The organism is Duganella qianjiadongensis (genome assembly GCF_009857915.1).
GTDB lineage: Bacteria > Pseudomonadota > Gammaproteobacteria > Burkholderiales > Burkholderiaceae_D > Rugamonas > Rugamonas qianjiadongensis.
On the sequence record NZ_WWCM01000002.1, the window covers coordinates 143,117 to 155,165 of the forward strand.

13 protein-coding genes are annotated in these 12,049 nt (G+C 62.8%); all 13 read left to right on the forward strand.

Annotated features, from left to right (window positions below):
• Positions 1-104 precede the first annotated feature (104 nt).
• Positions 105-1,871 (forward strand): flagellar basal-body MS-ring/collar protein FliF, encoded by a 1,767-nt coding sequence (gene fliF, locus GTP27_RS03645; RefSeq protein ID WP_161037831.1) that lies wholly within the window; start codon positions 105-107, stop codon positions 1,869-1,871.
• The gene (gene fliG / locus GTP27_RS03650; protein WP_155433274.1) at positions 1,864-2,862 is read left to right on the forward strand and encodes a flagellar motor switch protein FliG; all 999 of its coding nucleotides are present in this window, start codon (positions 1,864-1,866) and stop codon (positions 2,860-2,862) included. Before fliF ends, fliG begins: the two co-directional genes overlap by 8 nt.
• Positions 2,862-3,632: a flagellar assembly protein FliH gene (locus GTP27_RS03655; protein ID WP_229633369.1), complete on the forward strand. Its 771-nt coding sequence runs from the start codon at positions 2,862-2,864 to the stop codon at positions 3,630-3,632. The genes fliG and GTP27_RS03655 overlap by 1 nt, the downstream gene beginning before the upstream one ends.
• A 1-nt stretch (position 3,633) precedes the next feature.
• On the forward strand, positions 3,634-5,058 hold the full coding sequence (gene fliI, locus GTP27_RS03660) for a flagellar protein export ATPase FliI (RefSeq protein WP_161037832.1): 1,425 nt from the start codon (positions 3,634-3,636) through the stop codon (positions 5,056-5,058).
• A 36-nt stretch (positions 5,059-5,094) separates the two neighbouring features.
• Positions 5,095-5,535 (forward strand): flagellar export protein FliJ, encoded by a 441-nt coding sequence (fliJ, locus tag GTP27_RS03665; protein WP_161037833.1) that lies wholly within the window; start codon positions 5,095-5,097, stop codon positions 5,533-5,535.
• A 45-nt stretch (positions 5,536-5,580) separates the two neighbouring features.
• The gene (locus tag GTP27_RS03670; RefSeq protein ID WP_161037834.1) at positions 5,581-7,209 is read left to right on the forward strand and encodes a flagellar hook-length control protein FliK; all 1,629 of its coding nucleotides are present in this window, start codon (positions 5,581-5,583) and stop codon (positions 7,207-7,209) included.
• Between the two features lie 198 nt (positions 7,210-7,407).
• Positions 7,408-7,947, forward strand: a complete 540-nt coding sequence (gene fliL / locus GTP27_RS03675) for a flagellar basal body-associated protein FliL (RefSeq protein ID WP_161038186.1) — start codon at positions 7,408-7,410, stop codon at positions 7,945-7,947.
• Between the two features lie 21 nt (positions 7,948-7,968).
• Positions 7,969-8,949: a flagellar motor switch protein FliM gene (gene fliM, locus GTP27_RS03680; protein ID WP_161033969.1), complete on the forward strand. Its 981-nt coding sequence runs from the start codon at positions 7,969-7,971 to the stop codon at positions 8,947-8,949.
• 38 nt (positions 8,950-8,987) lie between these two features.
• Positions 8,988-9,416: a flagellar motor switch protein FliN gene (gene fliN / locus GTP27_RS03685; protein ID WP_155433269.1), complete on the forward strand. Its 429-nt coding sequence runs from the start codon at positions 8,988-8,990 to the stop codon at positions 9,414-9,416.
• The gene (gene fliO, locus GTP27_RS03690; RefSeq protein WP_161037835.1) at positions 9,413-10,093 is read left to right on the forward strand and encodes a flagellar biosynthetic protein FliO; all 681 of its coding nucleotides are present in this window, start codon (positions 9,413-9,415) and stop codon (positions 10,091-10,093) included. The genes fliN and fliO overlap by 4 nt, the downstream gene beginning before the upstream one ends.
• Positions 10,083-10,850: a flagellar type III secretion system pore protein FliP gene (fliP, locus tag GTP27_RS03695; protein WP_161037836.1), complete on the forward strand. Its 768-nt coding sequence runs from the start codon at positions 10,083-10,085 to the stop codon at positions 10,848-10,850. Before fliO ends, fliP begins: the two co-directional genes overlap by 11 nt.
• 9 nt (positions 10,851-10,859) lie before the next feature.
• Positions 10,860-11,129, forward strand: a complete 270-nt coding sequence (fliQ, locus tag GTP27_RS03700) for a flagellar biosynthesis protein FliQ (RefSeq protein ID WP_161037837.1) — start codon at positions 10,860-10,862, stop codon at positions 11,127-11,129.
• Between the two features lie 41 nt (positions 11,130-11,170).
• A complete protein-coding gene (gene fliR / locus GTP27_RS03705) occupies positions 11,171-12,025 on the forward strand; it encodes a flagellar biosynthetic protein FliR (protein WP_161037838.1) in 855 nt (284 codons plus the stop codon).
• Positions 12,026-12,049: the final 24 nt, after the last annotated feature.

Below are 12,049 nucleotides of genomic sequence, written 5' to 3' on the forward strand. Positions count from 1 at the left end.
GCGAGCAGAGGCCTAAACGAGGCTCTATTTGCCGGTTTGAAATGTCACAGTTCAGGCAATAATCGTTCATCCTCACACCAACCCCGTACCGGAAAACCATCACCATGGCCGTAGCCGACAACCTAGCCACCGAAAGCACTAGCGAGACTGGCGACGAAGAAGTTAGCGAACAGCTATCGTTCTTCCAGACTCCGCTGGGCCGTAATTTCGCCCGCGCCGCTGCGGCAGCGGCCGTGATCGCCGTGCTGTTCGGGCTCTACCTGTGGAACAAGCCGCCCGACTACGGCGTGCTGTTCTCCAACTACTCGGACCGCGACGGCGGCGCCATCACGGCCGAACTGGACAAGCTCAACGTCAAGCACAAGTTTTCCGACAACGGCACAGCCATACTGGTGCCTATCGATCAGGTGCATGATATACGTCTGAAACTGGCGGCACAGGGCCTGCCCAAAGGCGGCAGCGTCGGCTTCGAGCTGATGGAAAACCAGAAGCTGGGGGTGTCGCAATTCCTCGAGCAGGTCAATTACCAGCGCGCCCTTGAAGGCGAGCTGGCCCGTTCCATCCAGTCGCTGGCGGCAGTGGAAAACGCCCGCGTCCATCTGGCCCTGCCCAAACCGTCCGTATTCGTGCGCGACCAGCAGAAACCCACGGCTTCCGTGCTGCTGACGCTGCGTCCGAACAGCATGATCAATGTCGAGCAGACTGCTGCCATCGTCCATCTGGTCGCTTCCAGCGTGCCGGAACTGACCCCGGCCAATGTCACCGTGGTGGATCAGGCGGGCAATCTGATTTCCGAGCTGAACAAGAACGGTAACGCCAGCCTGAACGGCAAGAACATGAACGAGACCCAGCTCAAGTATGTCAAGGACATGCAGCAGCAGGTGATCCGTCAGGTCGAATCGATCATCATCCCTATCGTGGGCGAAGGCAATGTACGGGCCGAAGCGACGGCCGATGTGGACTTTTCCCAGATCGAGCAGGCGGCCGAAACCTATAAGCCCAATTCGCCACCGGCCGCTTCCGCCATCCGCAGCCAGCAGAGCAGCGAAACCAGCGGTAGCGCCGGCAGCAACAATCCCAACGGCATACCGGGCGCCCTGTCCAACCAGCCGCCCGGCACGGCCACGGCACCGCTCAACCAGACTGCCGCCACCGGCACGACGGCGCCAGCACCGGGCACGCCGCCGGGTGCCGCCACCGCTACCAGCGGCAGCACCGGCCCCACCCACAAGGAATCGACCACTAACTATGAAGTCGACAAGACCGTGCGCTACGAGCAGCGCGGCATGGGCGGCCTGCGCCGCCTGACGGTGGCCGTGGTGGTCAACCACAAGCGCATCGTCGGCAAGGATGGCAAGGTGACGGTCAAAGCCTATACGCCGGAAGAAATGGTCAAGATCAACGATCTGGTCAAACAGGCCATGGGCTACAACCAGGACCGCGGCGACGCCGTCAGCGTGGCCAATGCGCCGTTCGAAGGGGTAGACCGTCCGTACGAGCAGCCGCCGGAATGGTGGCGCGATCCGGCCAATCTGCCGCTGGCCAAGGACTTCGCCAAGTTCCTCATCACCGCCATGATATTGCTGTACATCGTACTGCGTATCGTCAAGCCGATGATGCGTCCCGTATTCAAGAAAATCGACGAGTTCAATGCCGTCGAGCCGGAACCGGAAGAGCCGGAACCGGAAGAGGAAGAAGCAGTGGACGACAGTCCGAACGAAGCGCTCATCGCCGAAGAAGAGCTGCGCCTCATGGAAGAAAACACGGTCCGCAGCTACCGCGAAAATCTGGCCATGGCGAAGAAACTGGCGACCGAAGACCCGCGCATTGTGGCCAACATCATCAAGGAATGGATAGGCGCAAATGACTGAAAATACCGGACTGCAGAAAGCAGCAATTCTGATGCTGTGCATGGGCGAGACGGAAGCGGCCGAAGTGATGAAATTCCTCGGTCCGCGCGAAGTGCTCAAGCTGGGCGCCGCCATGGCCACCATGAAGAACGTGCCGCACGAAGACGTGGTGGGCACACTCGACAACTTCCGCGACATGGTCGCGGCCGCCTCCACCGTGGGGCTGGATTCGGACGAATACATCCGTCAGGTGCTGACCAAGGCGCTGGGCGACGATAAGGCCTCCGTGCTGCTGTCGCGCATTCTGGGCGGCAAGGACGCGTCCGGCATCGAATCGCTGAAATGGATGGATTCCCAGTCCGTAGCCGAGCTGATCCGCAACGAACACCCGCAGATCATCGCCACCATCCTGGTCCACCTGGAGCGCGATCAGGCCTGCGAGATTCTTGGCCACTTCACCGACCGTCTGCGCAACGACGTGGTGCTGCGGATTGCCACGCTGGACGGCGTGCAGCCGGCCGCGCTGCGCGAACTCAACGACGTGCTGACCAAGCTGTTGTCGGGTAATGAAAACATCAAGAAATCCTCGCTGGGCGGGGTGCGCACGGCGGCCGAGATACTCAACTTTATGAGCGGCGAGCAGGAAGGTTCGGTGATGGACAACATCAAGAACTACGACAACGATATGGCGCAGAAGATCATGGACGAGATGTTCGTGTTCGACAACGTGATCGATATCGACGACCGCGGCATCCAGCTGCTGCTGCGCGAAGTCCAGTCCGACATGCTGGTGATTGCACTGAAAGGCGCTTCGCCCGAGCTGCGCGAGAAAATCTTCAAGAATATGTCGGCCCGTGCGGCCGAGATGATGCGCGAAGATCTGGAATCCAAAGGTCCGGTGCGGCTGTCCGAAGTGGAAGCCCAGCAAAAAGGCATATTGCAGATCGTGCGCCGTCTGTCCGACGAAGGCCAGATTGTGCTCGGCGGTAAAGGCGACGATTCCTTCATCTGATGAACAGTACGGTAAAAACACCCCAGCCAGCCTTCCAGCGCTGGCAAATGACCTCGTTCGGCGACGAGCGCCCCAGCGCCGTGGCCAAACGCGAGGCCGAGCAGCGCCTGCGCGACGCCGAGGCGGCCCAGCTGGCCGCCGAGCAGCGCGAACAGGAAGAACTGGAACGGCAGGCGCACGAGCAGGAGGACATGGGCCCGCCCGAACCGCCGCCGCCCGCCTACCCTACCGTAGAAGAACTGGAAGCCATGCGCGAACAGGCGCGTCAGGAAGGCTACGAGGAAGGCCATGCGGCCGGCCATGCCGACGGTCATGCCGAAGCGATGGAACTCGGCCAGCAGCGCACCGACGCCGTGCTGGCCGAGCTGCACAAGCTGGCGGAAAATTTCGCCACGGCGGTGCAGCAGGCCGACCAGCTGATCGCCAACGATGTGCTGGAACTGGCCCTGCATCTGGCCAAAAACATGCTCAAGACGGCCCTGCCCGTGAAACCGGAATTGCTGCTGCCCATCGTGCGCGAGGCGGTCGATTATCTGCCCTCGCTGCAGCAGCCGGCCGAACTGTTGCTGCATCCCGAGGATGCGGCGGCGGTGCGCGCCGGCCTGGGCGCCGAACTGGAACAAAACGGCTGGCGCATCGTCGAGGACGAACAGGTGGGCCGCGGCGGCTGCAAGGTCGATACCGCCAGCAACCAGATCGACGCCACGGCCGCCGTGCGCTGGCAGCGCCTCAGCCACGCGCTGGGCAAAGATGTGAGCTGGCTGGACTGAGATGGACACCACCCTGCCCGCACCTGCCGCCGAGTCTGCCAACGCCCACAGTGCGCGCTGGCAAGCGTATCTGCACGACTGCGCCACGCTGGCCGATTTTGTCGAACCCATGCATGTTTCCGGCCGCGTCACCCGCGTGGCGGGACTGGTGATGGAAGCGGTGGGGCTGCGCCTCGCGGTGGGGGCCGCCTGCACCGTGCCGCTGCCGGCCGGCGGCCATATCGAAGCGGAAGTGGTGGGTTTCGAAGGCGAGCGCCTGTTCCTGATGCCGCAAAGCGACGTCGAAGGCGTCGTGCCGGGCACCCGCGTATTCCCCGTCGAGCCGGCCATTCCCCGCCCCGGCAGCGTGCCCCATCCGCGCCGCCGCCCCAGCGACCGTGCCCGCCACCTGCCGGTGGGGCCGGAACTGCTGGGCCGCGTGCTCGATGGTGCCGGCCGTCCCCTCGATGGGCTGGGACCACTCAATGCCAGCGCCAGCGCCCCCATCAACACCCGCCCCGCCAATCCGCTGGGACGGGCACCGATTACCGCAACGCTGGACGTCGGCGTACGCTCGATCAATGCCATGCTCACCGTGGGACGGGGCCAGCGTATGGGCCTGTTCGCCGGTTCCGGCGTGGGTAAATCCGTGCTGCTGGGCATGATGGCGCGCTACACGGAAGCCGACATCATCGTGGTCGGCCTGATCGGCGAACGGGGCCGCGAGGTCAAGGAATTCATCGAGCAGATTCTGGGCGAGGAAGGGCTGGCCCGCTCCGTGGTGGTGGCGGCACCGGCCGACACGCCGCCCTTGATGCGCCTGCAGGGGGCGGCCTATTCCACCGCCATCGCCGAATATTTCCGCGATCAGGGCATGAACGTGCTGCTGATTATGGATTCGCTGACCCGCTATGCCATGGCGCAGCGCGAAATTGCGCTGGCCATAGGCGAACCGCCGGCCACCAAAGGCTATCCGCCTTCCGTGTTTGCCAAGCTGCCGATTCTGGTGGAACGGGCCGGCAATGGCGAACAGGGCGGCGGCTCGATCACCGCCTTCTACACCGTGCTGACCGAGGGCGACGACCAGCAGGACCCGATTGCCGACTCGGCGCGGGCGATTCTGGACGGCCACATCGTGCTCAACCGCCGGCTGGCCGAAGCCGGCCACTATCCGGCCATCGACATCGAACAATCGATCAGCCGCGCCATGCACGGCATTACCAGCGCCGAGCACCAGAATCAGGCACGCCGCCTCAAACAGCTATTCTCGCGCTACGAACGCAGCCGCGACCTGATCAGCGTGGGCGCCTATGCCGCCGGCAGCGATCCCGTGCTCGATCAGGCCATTCTGCTGCACGAGCGCATCGAGCAATTCCTCCAGCAGCAGATCACCGAACAGGTGACCATGGGCCAGAGCTTAGGGCAACTTACCTCTCTATTCGACTGATGGGCGGGCCGGGGGGCCTCCTATAATTGATGCATCATGGCTTCAAAAGCGCAATTAGAAACACTGATGGGACTGGCCCAGCGCGAAACCGATGAGGCGGCAAAACGCCTCGGCGTGGCGCTGAAGGCGGTCGAGGATGCCAAACAGAAGCATCAGATGCTGCAAGGCTACCGTGACGAATACGTGCAACGTTTTCACGCGGCGCAGGCAGCCGGCATCACGCCCATGGCCTATCGGAATTTTCAAGCGTTTATGGACAAGCTCGATGCAGCGGTACAAGGACAGCTGGAGATGATCAAGCATGCCGAGTACCGCGCCGAACAGGAAAAATCGGCCTGGCAGGCCAGCGAGCGCAAGCGTATGTCGTATTCCACCCTGAACGACCGGGCCGATGCCGCGGCGCTCAAGCTGGAAAACCAGCGCGACCAGAAGCTGATGGATGAACATGCAGCAAGGCAGGCGTATTACAAGCGCTAGCCGTAGCAACTAGCAAGCCCCGCAACCAACCGAGATGGCGCGAACATGCAAACCCAGAATCTCCTTACTCCTACGCTGAACGCCAACGCCGTGGCCGCTCCCAGAGTCAATCTGAATCTGCAGGCCAGCGGCGGTGACAATGCCTTCCAGCGCGCCCTGTCGCGCGAAATGGACCAGCGTCAGAGTAGCAATCTCACCCCGGTGATGAACAGCGGCGTACGCCAGCCTCCAGTGCGTAACGATAGCGGCAAATCCAGCCTGCCGGCCAATACGGGCAGCACGGCCAGCACCAGCCAGAACAGCAACACCAGTGCCGCCAGCGAAAAAGACGGCAGTACCAGTACCGATGCCGCCCCGGCCAGCACGGCCACTGCCAGCAGCGGCAGCAAGACCGAACCATCCAAGGATGGTAGCGACAGCAGCGCTAGCACGGCCAGTGCCGCCAGCGACGCTGCCGCTGCCGCCCAGACTGACCCCATGGCCCAGATGCTGGCACTGGTTGCTGCATTTAATCAGCCCGCCAGCACGGCAGCGGCAGCCGATGCTGCCGCCAGCGCCAGCGCCGACACAGCCGCGGTGGCTACCAGCGCCCAGTCCGCTCCCGACGTGCTAGCCGCCGATCAGGCCAGCGTTGCTGTGCAGGCCGATGCCGCTAGCGAATTGCCGGCCGCGCAGGCCGCCGGACAGGCTAGCGCCAGCGCTGCCCTGCCACAGGCAGCGGCCAGCGAAATCGCCGACCTGCCGGCCAGCTTCAAGCATGCGCTCAAGCAGGCCAGGGAAGGCGCCAGCACTGCCGGCGCGGCAGCCGCCCCGGCCGCCGGCGATGCCAGCAGCACAGTGCGCAGCGCCAGCGTGGCCAGTGCCGCACCGGTGGTGGCCGCAGCCGCCGCGCCGCTCGCCAGCCCGACCATTGCCAGCGCGGAGACGGAGCAGCCGGCCAGCACCAGCACGACGACGGGCGCCGCCACTACAGCCAGCAGCGCCGGCGTTAAAGCCGAACCGGCCAGCGTCAGCGCCCAGCCGGCCAGCGACAAGGCCAGCGTCAGCGCCGAACCGCTGACGGCCGCCATCGCGGCGCGCAGCACGGGCAGCAATGAAGCTGCGCCGCAGCTGAAGGAGGCCGCGCCGGCGATTACGGCCGCCAGCAATGCGCAAAGCGCCATGGCTGCGGCCAAGGCAGCCGTCAACGCCGTGCCGACCGACAAGCTCAGCAGCCGCGTCGGCACGCCAGCATGGGACCAGCAATTAGGCCAGAAAGTCATCTTCATGGCTGCCGGTGGCGAACAGAGCGCCACCATGGAACTCAATCCGCCCGATCTGGGTCCGCTGCAGGTGGTCCTGAGCGTGAACAAGGATCAGGCCACGGCAGCCTTCACGGCAGCCCAGCCGGAAGTACGGCAGGCGCTGGAATCGGCCCTGCCCAAGCTACGCGAAATGATGAGCGAAGCAGGCATACAACTGGGTAACGCCAGCGTGTCGGCCGGCATGTCAGATCAAGGCAACAGCGCCAGCCAGCAGGCCAGTGCGGCCCAGAGCGGTTCCGGCGGCTCCGGCCGTTCCGGCGACGGCACGGGCAGCGGTCGCAGTACGGGCCGTGAAAATGACGCCAACGCAACGGTACGCAGCGCCCCTGTGCGGCGCGCACCGGCCGGCGCAGTGGATACCTTTGCCTGACGGGCCTGAGCAGCGACACCAGCAAGTCAGGTAGAACAGGCGGGAAAGCGGTCTGCCTGTTACACTAGGGAAACAGCAAGCCCCCTGAAATTGCGCCGCTTTTCCATGCTTGTGGTGCCGCAGGGACAGACGTAGTGACATAATGGCGGAGTGATCCACTTTCCGTCGTAGAAGAGCAACTTGAAAGCGAACCCTAAAATGAAAGCCGAGCCTAAGGTCGAAGCCGCACCCGCAGCGGGCGGTGGCAGTAAAAAACTGATTATCATCATCGTGGCACTGCTGCTGGTGCTCGGTGGCGGTGGCGGCGGTGCTGCCTGGTACTTCCTGCATGCGAAAAACGCCGATGCAGCGCATGAAGAGGAAGAAGAAGCGCCCGTCAAAACCAAGCACAAGGCCTCGAAAAAAGGCCATTCCGGCGCACCGGAGTATGTGGTCGTCGAACCGTTCACCGTCAACCTGCAACCGGGTGAAGGCGGTGCCGACCAGTACCTGCAACTGGCCTTCACGCTGGAAGTGGGCGGTCCGGAAGAAAGCAAGACCGTCAAGGACAATATGGCCAAGGTGCGTAGCCGCATGTTGCTGCTGTTGTCGAGCAAGCACGCGCAAGACTTGAAATCGCCCGAAGGCAAAGTCCAGCTGGCCCGTGAAATCATTGCCCAGCTCAAGGAACCATTCGAGGACCGGGGCGAGCCGCAAGACATCCAGGACGTCTTGTTCACCTCGTTTATCATTCAGTAACCATACAGTAGCTAGAACGTCATGGCTGATAATTTTCTCTCCCAGGAAGAAGTCGATGCCCTGTTAAAGGGCGTCAACGGCGACCAGGACGATGTCGCGGCACAGGAAGATGTTGCGGGCGTCCGCACCTACAACCTTGCCACGCAGGAGCGCATCGTGCGTGGGCGTATGCCTACGCTGGAAATTATTAATGAACGTTTTGCCCGTCTGCTGCGGGTCGGCCTGTTCAACTTCCTGCGCCGCAGCGCCGAGGTGTCGGTCGGTTCGGTGCGGGTGTCCAAGTATTCGGAGTTCATCCGTAATCTGGTGGTGCCGACCAACCTGAATCTGGTGCACATGAAGCCGCTGCGCGGCACGGCGCTGATGGTATTCGATCCCGGTCTGGTGTTCCTGCTGGTGGACAATCTGTTCGGCGGCGACGGCCGCTTCCACACCCGTGTGGAAGGCCGTGATTTTACCCAGACCGAGCAGCGCATCATTCTGCGCATCCTCGATATCGTGTTCGAAGCCTATACCAAGTCGTGGGAACCGGTGTTCCCGGTCGAGTTCGAATACATCCGTTCCGAAATGAATACCCAGTTTGCCAACATCGCCACCCCCAACGAGGTGGTGGTGGCCTCCACCTTCACGGTGGAACTGGGTTCCGTGTCCGGCCAGATCCACTTCTGCATGCCGTACTCGATGATAGAACCGATCCGCGACTCGCTCACCTCCAGCCTGCAGGGCGAGGCGCTGGAAGTGGACAAGCGCTGGATCCGCCTGATGACGCAGCAGATCCAGATCGCCGAAGTGGAACTGGTGGCCACGCTGGGCACGGCCAAGGTGAACTTCGACGAGATACTGAATATGCGCGTGGGCGATATCATCCCCCTGAATATTCCGGAACTGCTGGCCGCCACCGTCGATGGCGTGCCCGTGATGGATTGCAGCTACGGGGTGATGAACGGCCAGTACGCACTAAAAGTAGAGAAATTGCTGGCCAATGCCGATAACATCAAATAAGACCGGCGTGGCCGGTGACCGCAATACAGGAGAGAAGCATGTCGGATAATCAAGACGATCAGCCTATGGACGACGATCCATGGGGCGCGGCCATTGCCGAGCAAGCCCAGGCTGAAGCGGCTGCGGCAGAAAAAGCCCAGGCGCAGGCGGCCAGCGCCGCCGTGTTCAAGGATTTTTCCAACACGGCGCCGAAAACCGAAACCCATAACGATATCGATTTCATTCTCGATATTCCCGTCCAGCTGACGGTGGAACTGGGCCGCACCAAGATTGCCATCAAAAACCTGCTGCAACTGGCGCAGGGCTCGGTGGTGGAACTCGACGGTCTGGCCGGCGAACCGATGGACGTGCTGGTCAACGGCTGTCTGATCGCCCAGGGCGAGGTGGTGGTGGTGAATGACAAGTTCGGTATCCGTCTGACCGATATCATTACGCCTTCCGAACGTATCCGAAAACTCAATAAATGAAGCGTGGCCTGACTTACTCCCTTCTGATCGCGGCGGCTCTGGCCGCCGCGCCTGCCATCGCCCAGCACCGGGTTTCCGGCACCATAGGCGGCCAGCACAGCGCCAGCGCCAGTGCCCATGCAGCAGCCGCCCCGCCCTCTGCCGCAGCCCCTGCGGCGGCCAGTCCGGCCGGCGATGCCGCCAGTGCAGCGGCGCCTGCGGCCAGCACCAGCCCCGCTAGCGCTACTACTGCTATTACCGCTACTGCCGCCAGTGCAGGCGCAGTGCAGGCTGCCGCCCCGGCCGGTCCGCTGGCCATGACCATCCCCACACCGGCCCCGGCCCCTGCCAGCAGCGGCGGCGGTATGGTGCAGACCACCATGGCGCTGCTGTTCGTGCTGGCTGTGCTGGTGGGTCTGGCCTGGCTGCTGAAACGCTTCGGCCCCAAACATCTGACGGGCAACCAGCGCCACATCAAGCTGGTCGATAGCCTCAACCTCGGTGCGCGCGAGCGCATCCTGCTGCTGGAAGTGGGCGAGCAATGGATAGTGGTGGGCGCCTCGGCTGGCCGCATGAATGCCCTGACCACGCTGCCACGGCAGGAACTGCCGCCGGAAGAAGACGATAGCGACACGCCGGCCCGGCCGAATTTCGCTGCATGGCTGAAACAGACCATCGAGCAGCGCCATGGCAAATAAGCTCCCGTTACGCCGCTACGGCGCGCGCGCCCTGCTGCTGGCAACGCTGTGCCTGCCCCTGCTGGCCGGCGCCGAATCGAGCATAGGCATACCGGCCCTGACGGCCACTCCGGCTCCGGGTGGCGGCACCAGTTACACGCTGCCTATCCAGACCATGCTGCTGATGACGGCGCTGAGCTTCATTCCGGCCGCGCTGCTGCTGATGACCAGCTTCACCCGTATCATCATCGTGCTGTCGCTGCTGCGCCAGGCGCTCGGCACCCAGTCTTCGCCGCCGAATCAGGTGATGGTGGGGCTGGCGCTGTTCCTGACCCTGTTCGTGATGGGGCCCACTTTCGACAAGATCTATACGGAAGCCTATCTGCCGCTGCAGGAAAACCGTATCAGCATGGGCGTGGCGATGGACAGGGGTTCGGCGCCATTAAAATTGTTCATGATGAAACAGACCCGCCAGGCTGATCTGGCGCTGTTCGTCAAACTCTCGCGCAGCCCTGACCTGCAGGGGCCGGAGGATGTGCCGCTGCGCATACTGGTGCCGGCCTTCGTCACCAGCGAGCTGAAAACCGCCTTCCAGATCGGCTTTGCCATCTTCATCCCCTTCCTCATCATCGACATGGTGGTGGCCTCGGTGCTGATGTCGATGGGGATGATGATGATGTCGCCGGCCGTGATTTCGCTGCCCTTCAAGCTGATGCTGTTCGTACTGGTGGACGGCTGGCAATTGCTGCTGGGCTCGCTCGCCCAGAGTTTCTACTAGGAGCGCCGTATGACCCCGGAAAGTGTCATGACGCTGGGCCGCCACGCCATGGAAGTCACACTGATGATCGCCGCGCCCATGCTGCTGGTGGCGCTGGTGATCGGTCTGGTGGTGAGTATTTTTCAGGCCGCCACCCAGATCAACGAAGCCACCCTGTCCTTCATTCCCAAGCTGGTCGGCATCTTTGTCGCGCTGGTGGTGGCCGGGCCGTGGATGCTGGCGACCATGCTCGACTACATGCGCGAAGTGTTTGGCGGCATCCCGGGACTGGTGGGCTAGCTTGAATATGCCCTGCGGAAATAAATTGTAGGCCTGCCCTCATGATTTCCTTCTCGACAGCCGATATCAACCTGTGGATAGCCGGGTTGCTGTGGCCCATGACGCGGATTCTGGCTTTGCTGGCGTCGGCGCCGCTGTTCGGCAATTCGGCCATACCGGCCAGCGTCAAGATCTGCCTGGGCACGCTGCTGGCAATGATGATTGCGCCGGTGGTGCCGCTGCAGCCGGCGGCTGACCCGCTGTCGCTGGCGGGCCTGCTGATCGTGGTGCAGGAAATGCTGATCGGGCTGGCCATGGGGTTCAGCATCCGCATCGTGTTTGCGGCAGTGGAAATGGCCGGTGAAATTTCCAGCCTGACCATGGGGCTGGGGTTTGCCACCTTTTTCGACCCCGGCACGCAGGGGCGTTCTTCGGCCATCAGCCAGTTTCTGGCGCTGGTCACGACCATGCTGTTTCTGGCCGTGAACGCTCATCTGGTGCTGCTGTCGGCGCTGGTGGAAAGTTTTTACAGCCTGCCCGTGTCGGCCGCGCCCGTATATGGCGGCGGTTTCAAGCAACTGGCGGACTGGGGCGGGAGGATTTTTAGTACCGGTGTGCAGTTATCGCTGCCCATCGTGGCAGCTTTGTTAATTACCAACGTTGCACTCGGTATATTGACGCGTGCAGCACCGCAGTTGAATTTGTTCGGTATCGGTTTCCCCATAACGCTAGGGGTAGGTTTGCTGGTGGTGGCCATGACGCTCCCGTATCTGGCCACACCGGTGCAGAACTGGTTCCTCGATGGCATAGAACGGGCACGGCTGATGCCGCGCACCTGGTCGCAGCGCGACAACAATGCGCCGCCCGCCCCGCCAGTACAGGGCAGGCGGCCGGCAGGGCTGAATGTAGTGCCATAGAGAAATACAATGAGTAGCTGGGCA

What these genes read in the sequence shown, in the direction of transcription:
- fliF (WP_161037831.1), top strand. Translation starts at nt 105, where the DNA reads ATGGCCGTAGCCGACAACCTAGCCACCGAAAGCACTAGCGAGACTGGC.
- fliG (WP_155433274.1), top strand. Translation starts at nt 1,864, where the DNA reads ATGACTGAAAATACCGGACTGCAGAAAGCAGCAATTCTGATGCTGTGC.
- GTP27_RS03655 (WP_229633369.1), top strand. Translation starts at nt 2,862, where the DNA reads ATGAACAGTACGGTAAAAACACCCCAGCCAGCCTTCCAGCGCTGGCAA.
- fliI (WP_161037832.1), top strand. Translation starts at nt 3,634, where the DNA reads ATGGACACCACCCTGCCCGCACCTGCCGCCGAGTCTGCCAACGCCCAC.
- fliJ (WP_161037833.1), top strand. Translation starts at nt 5,095, where the DNA reads ATGGCTTCAAAAGCGCAATTAGAAACACTGATGGGACTGGCCCAGCGC.
- GTP27_RS03670 (WP_161037834.1), top strand. Translation starts at nt 5,581, where the DNA reads ATGCAAACCCAGAATCTCCTTACTCCTACGCTGAACGCCAACGCCGTG.
- fliL (WP_161038186.1), top strand. Translation starts at nt 7,408, where the DNA reads ATGAAAGCCGAGCCTAAGGTCGAAGCCGCACCCGCAGCGGGCGGTGGC.
- fliM (WP_161033969.1), top strand. Translation starts at nt 7,969, where the DNA reads ATGGCTGATAATTTTCTCTCCCAGGAAGAAGTCGATGCCCTGTTAAAG.
- fliN (WP_155433269.1), top strand. Translation starts at nt 8,988, where the DNA reads ATGTCGGATAATCAAGACGATCAGCCTATGGACGACGATCCATGGGGC.
- fliO (WP_161037835.1), top strand. Translation starts at nt 9,413, where the DNA reads ATGAAGCGTGGCCTGACTTACTCCCTTCTGATCGCGGCGGCTCTGGCC.
- fliP (WP_161037836.1), top strand. Translation starts at nt 10,083, where the DNA reads ATGGCAAATAAGCTCCCGTTACGCCGCTACGGCGCGCGCGCCCTGCTG.
- fliQ (WP_161037837.1), top strand. Translation starts at nt 10,860, where the DNA reads ATGACCCCGGAAAGTGTCATGACGCTGGGCCGCCACGCCATGGAAGTC.
- fliR (WP_161037838.1), top strand. Translation starts at nt 11,171, where the DNA reads ATGATTTCCTTCTCGACAGCCGATATCAACCTGTGGATAGCCGGGTTG.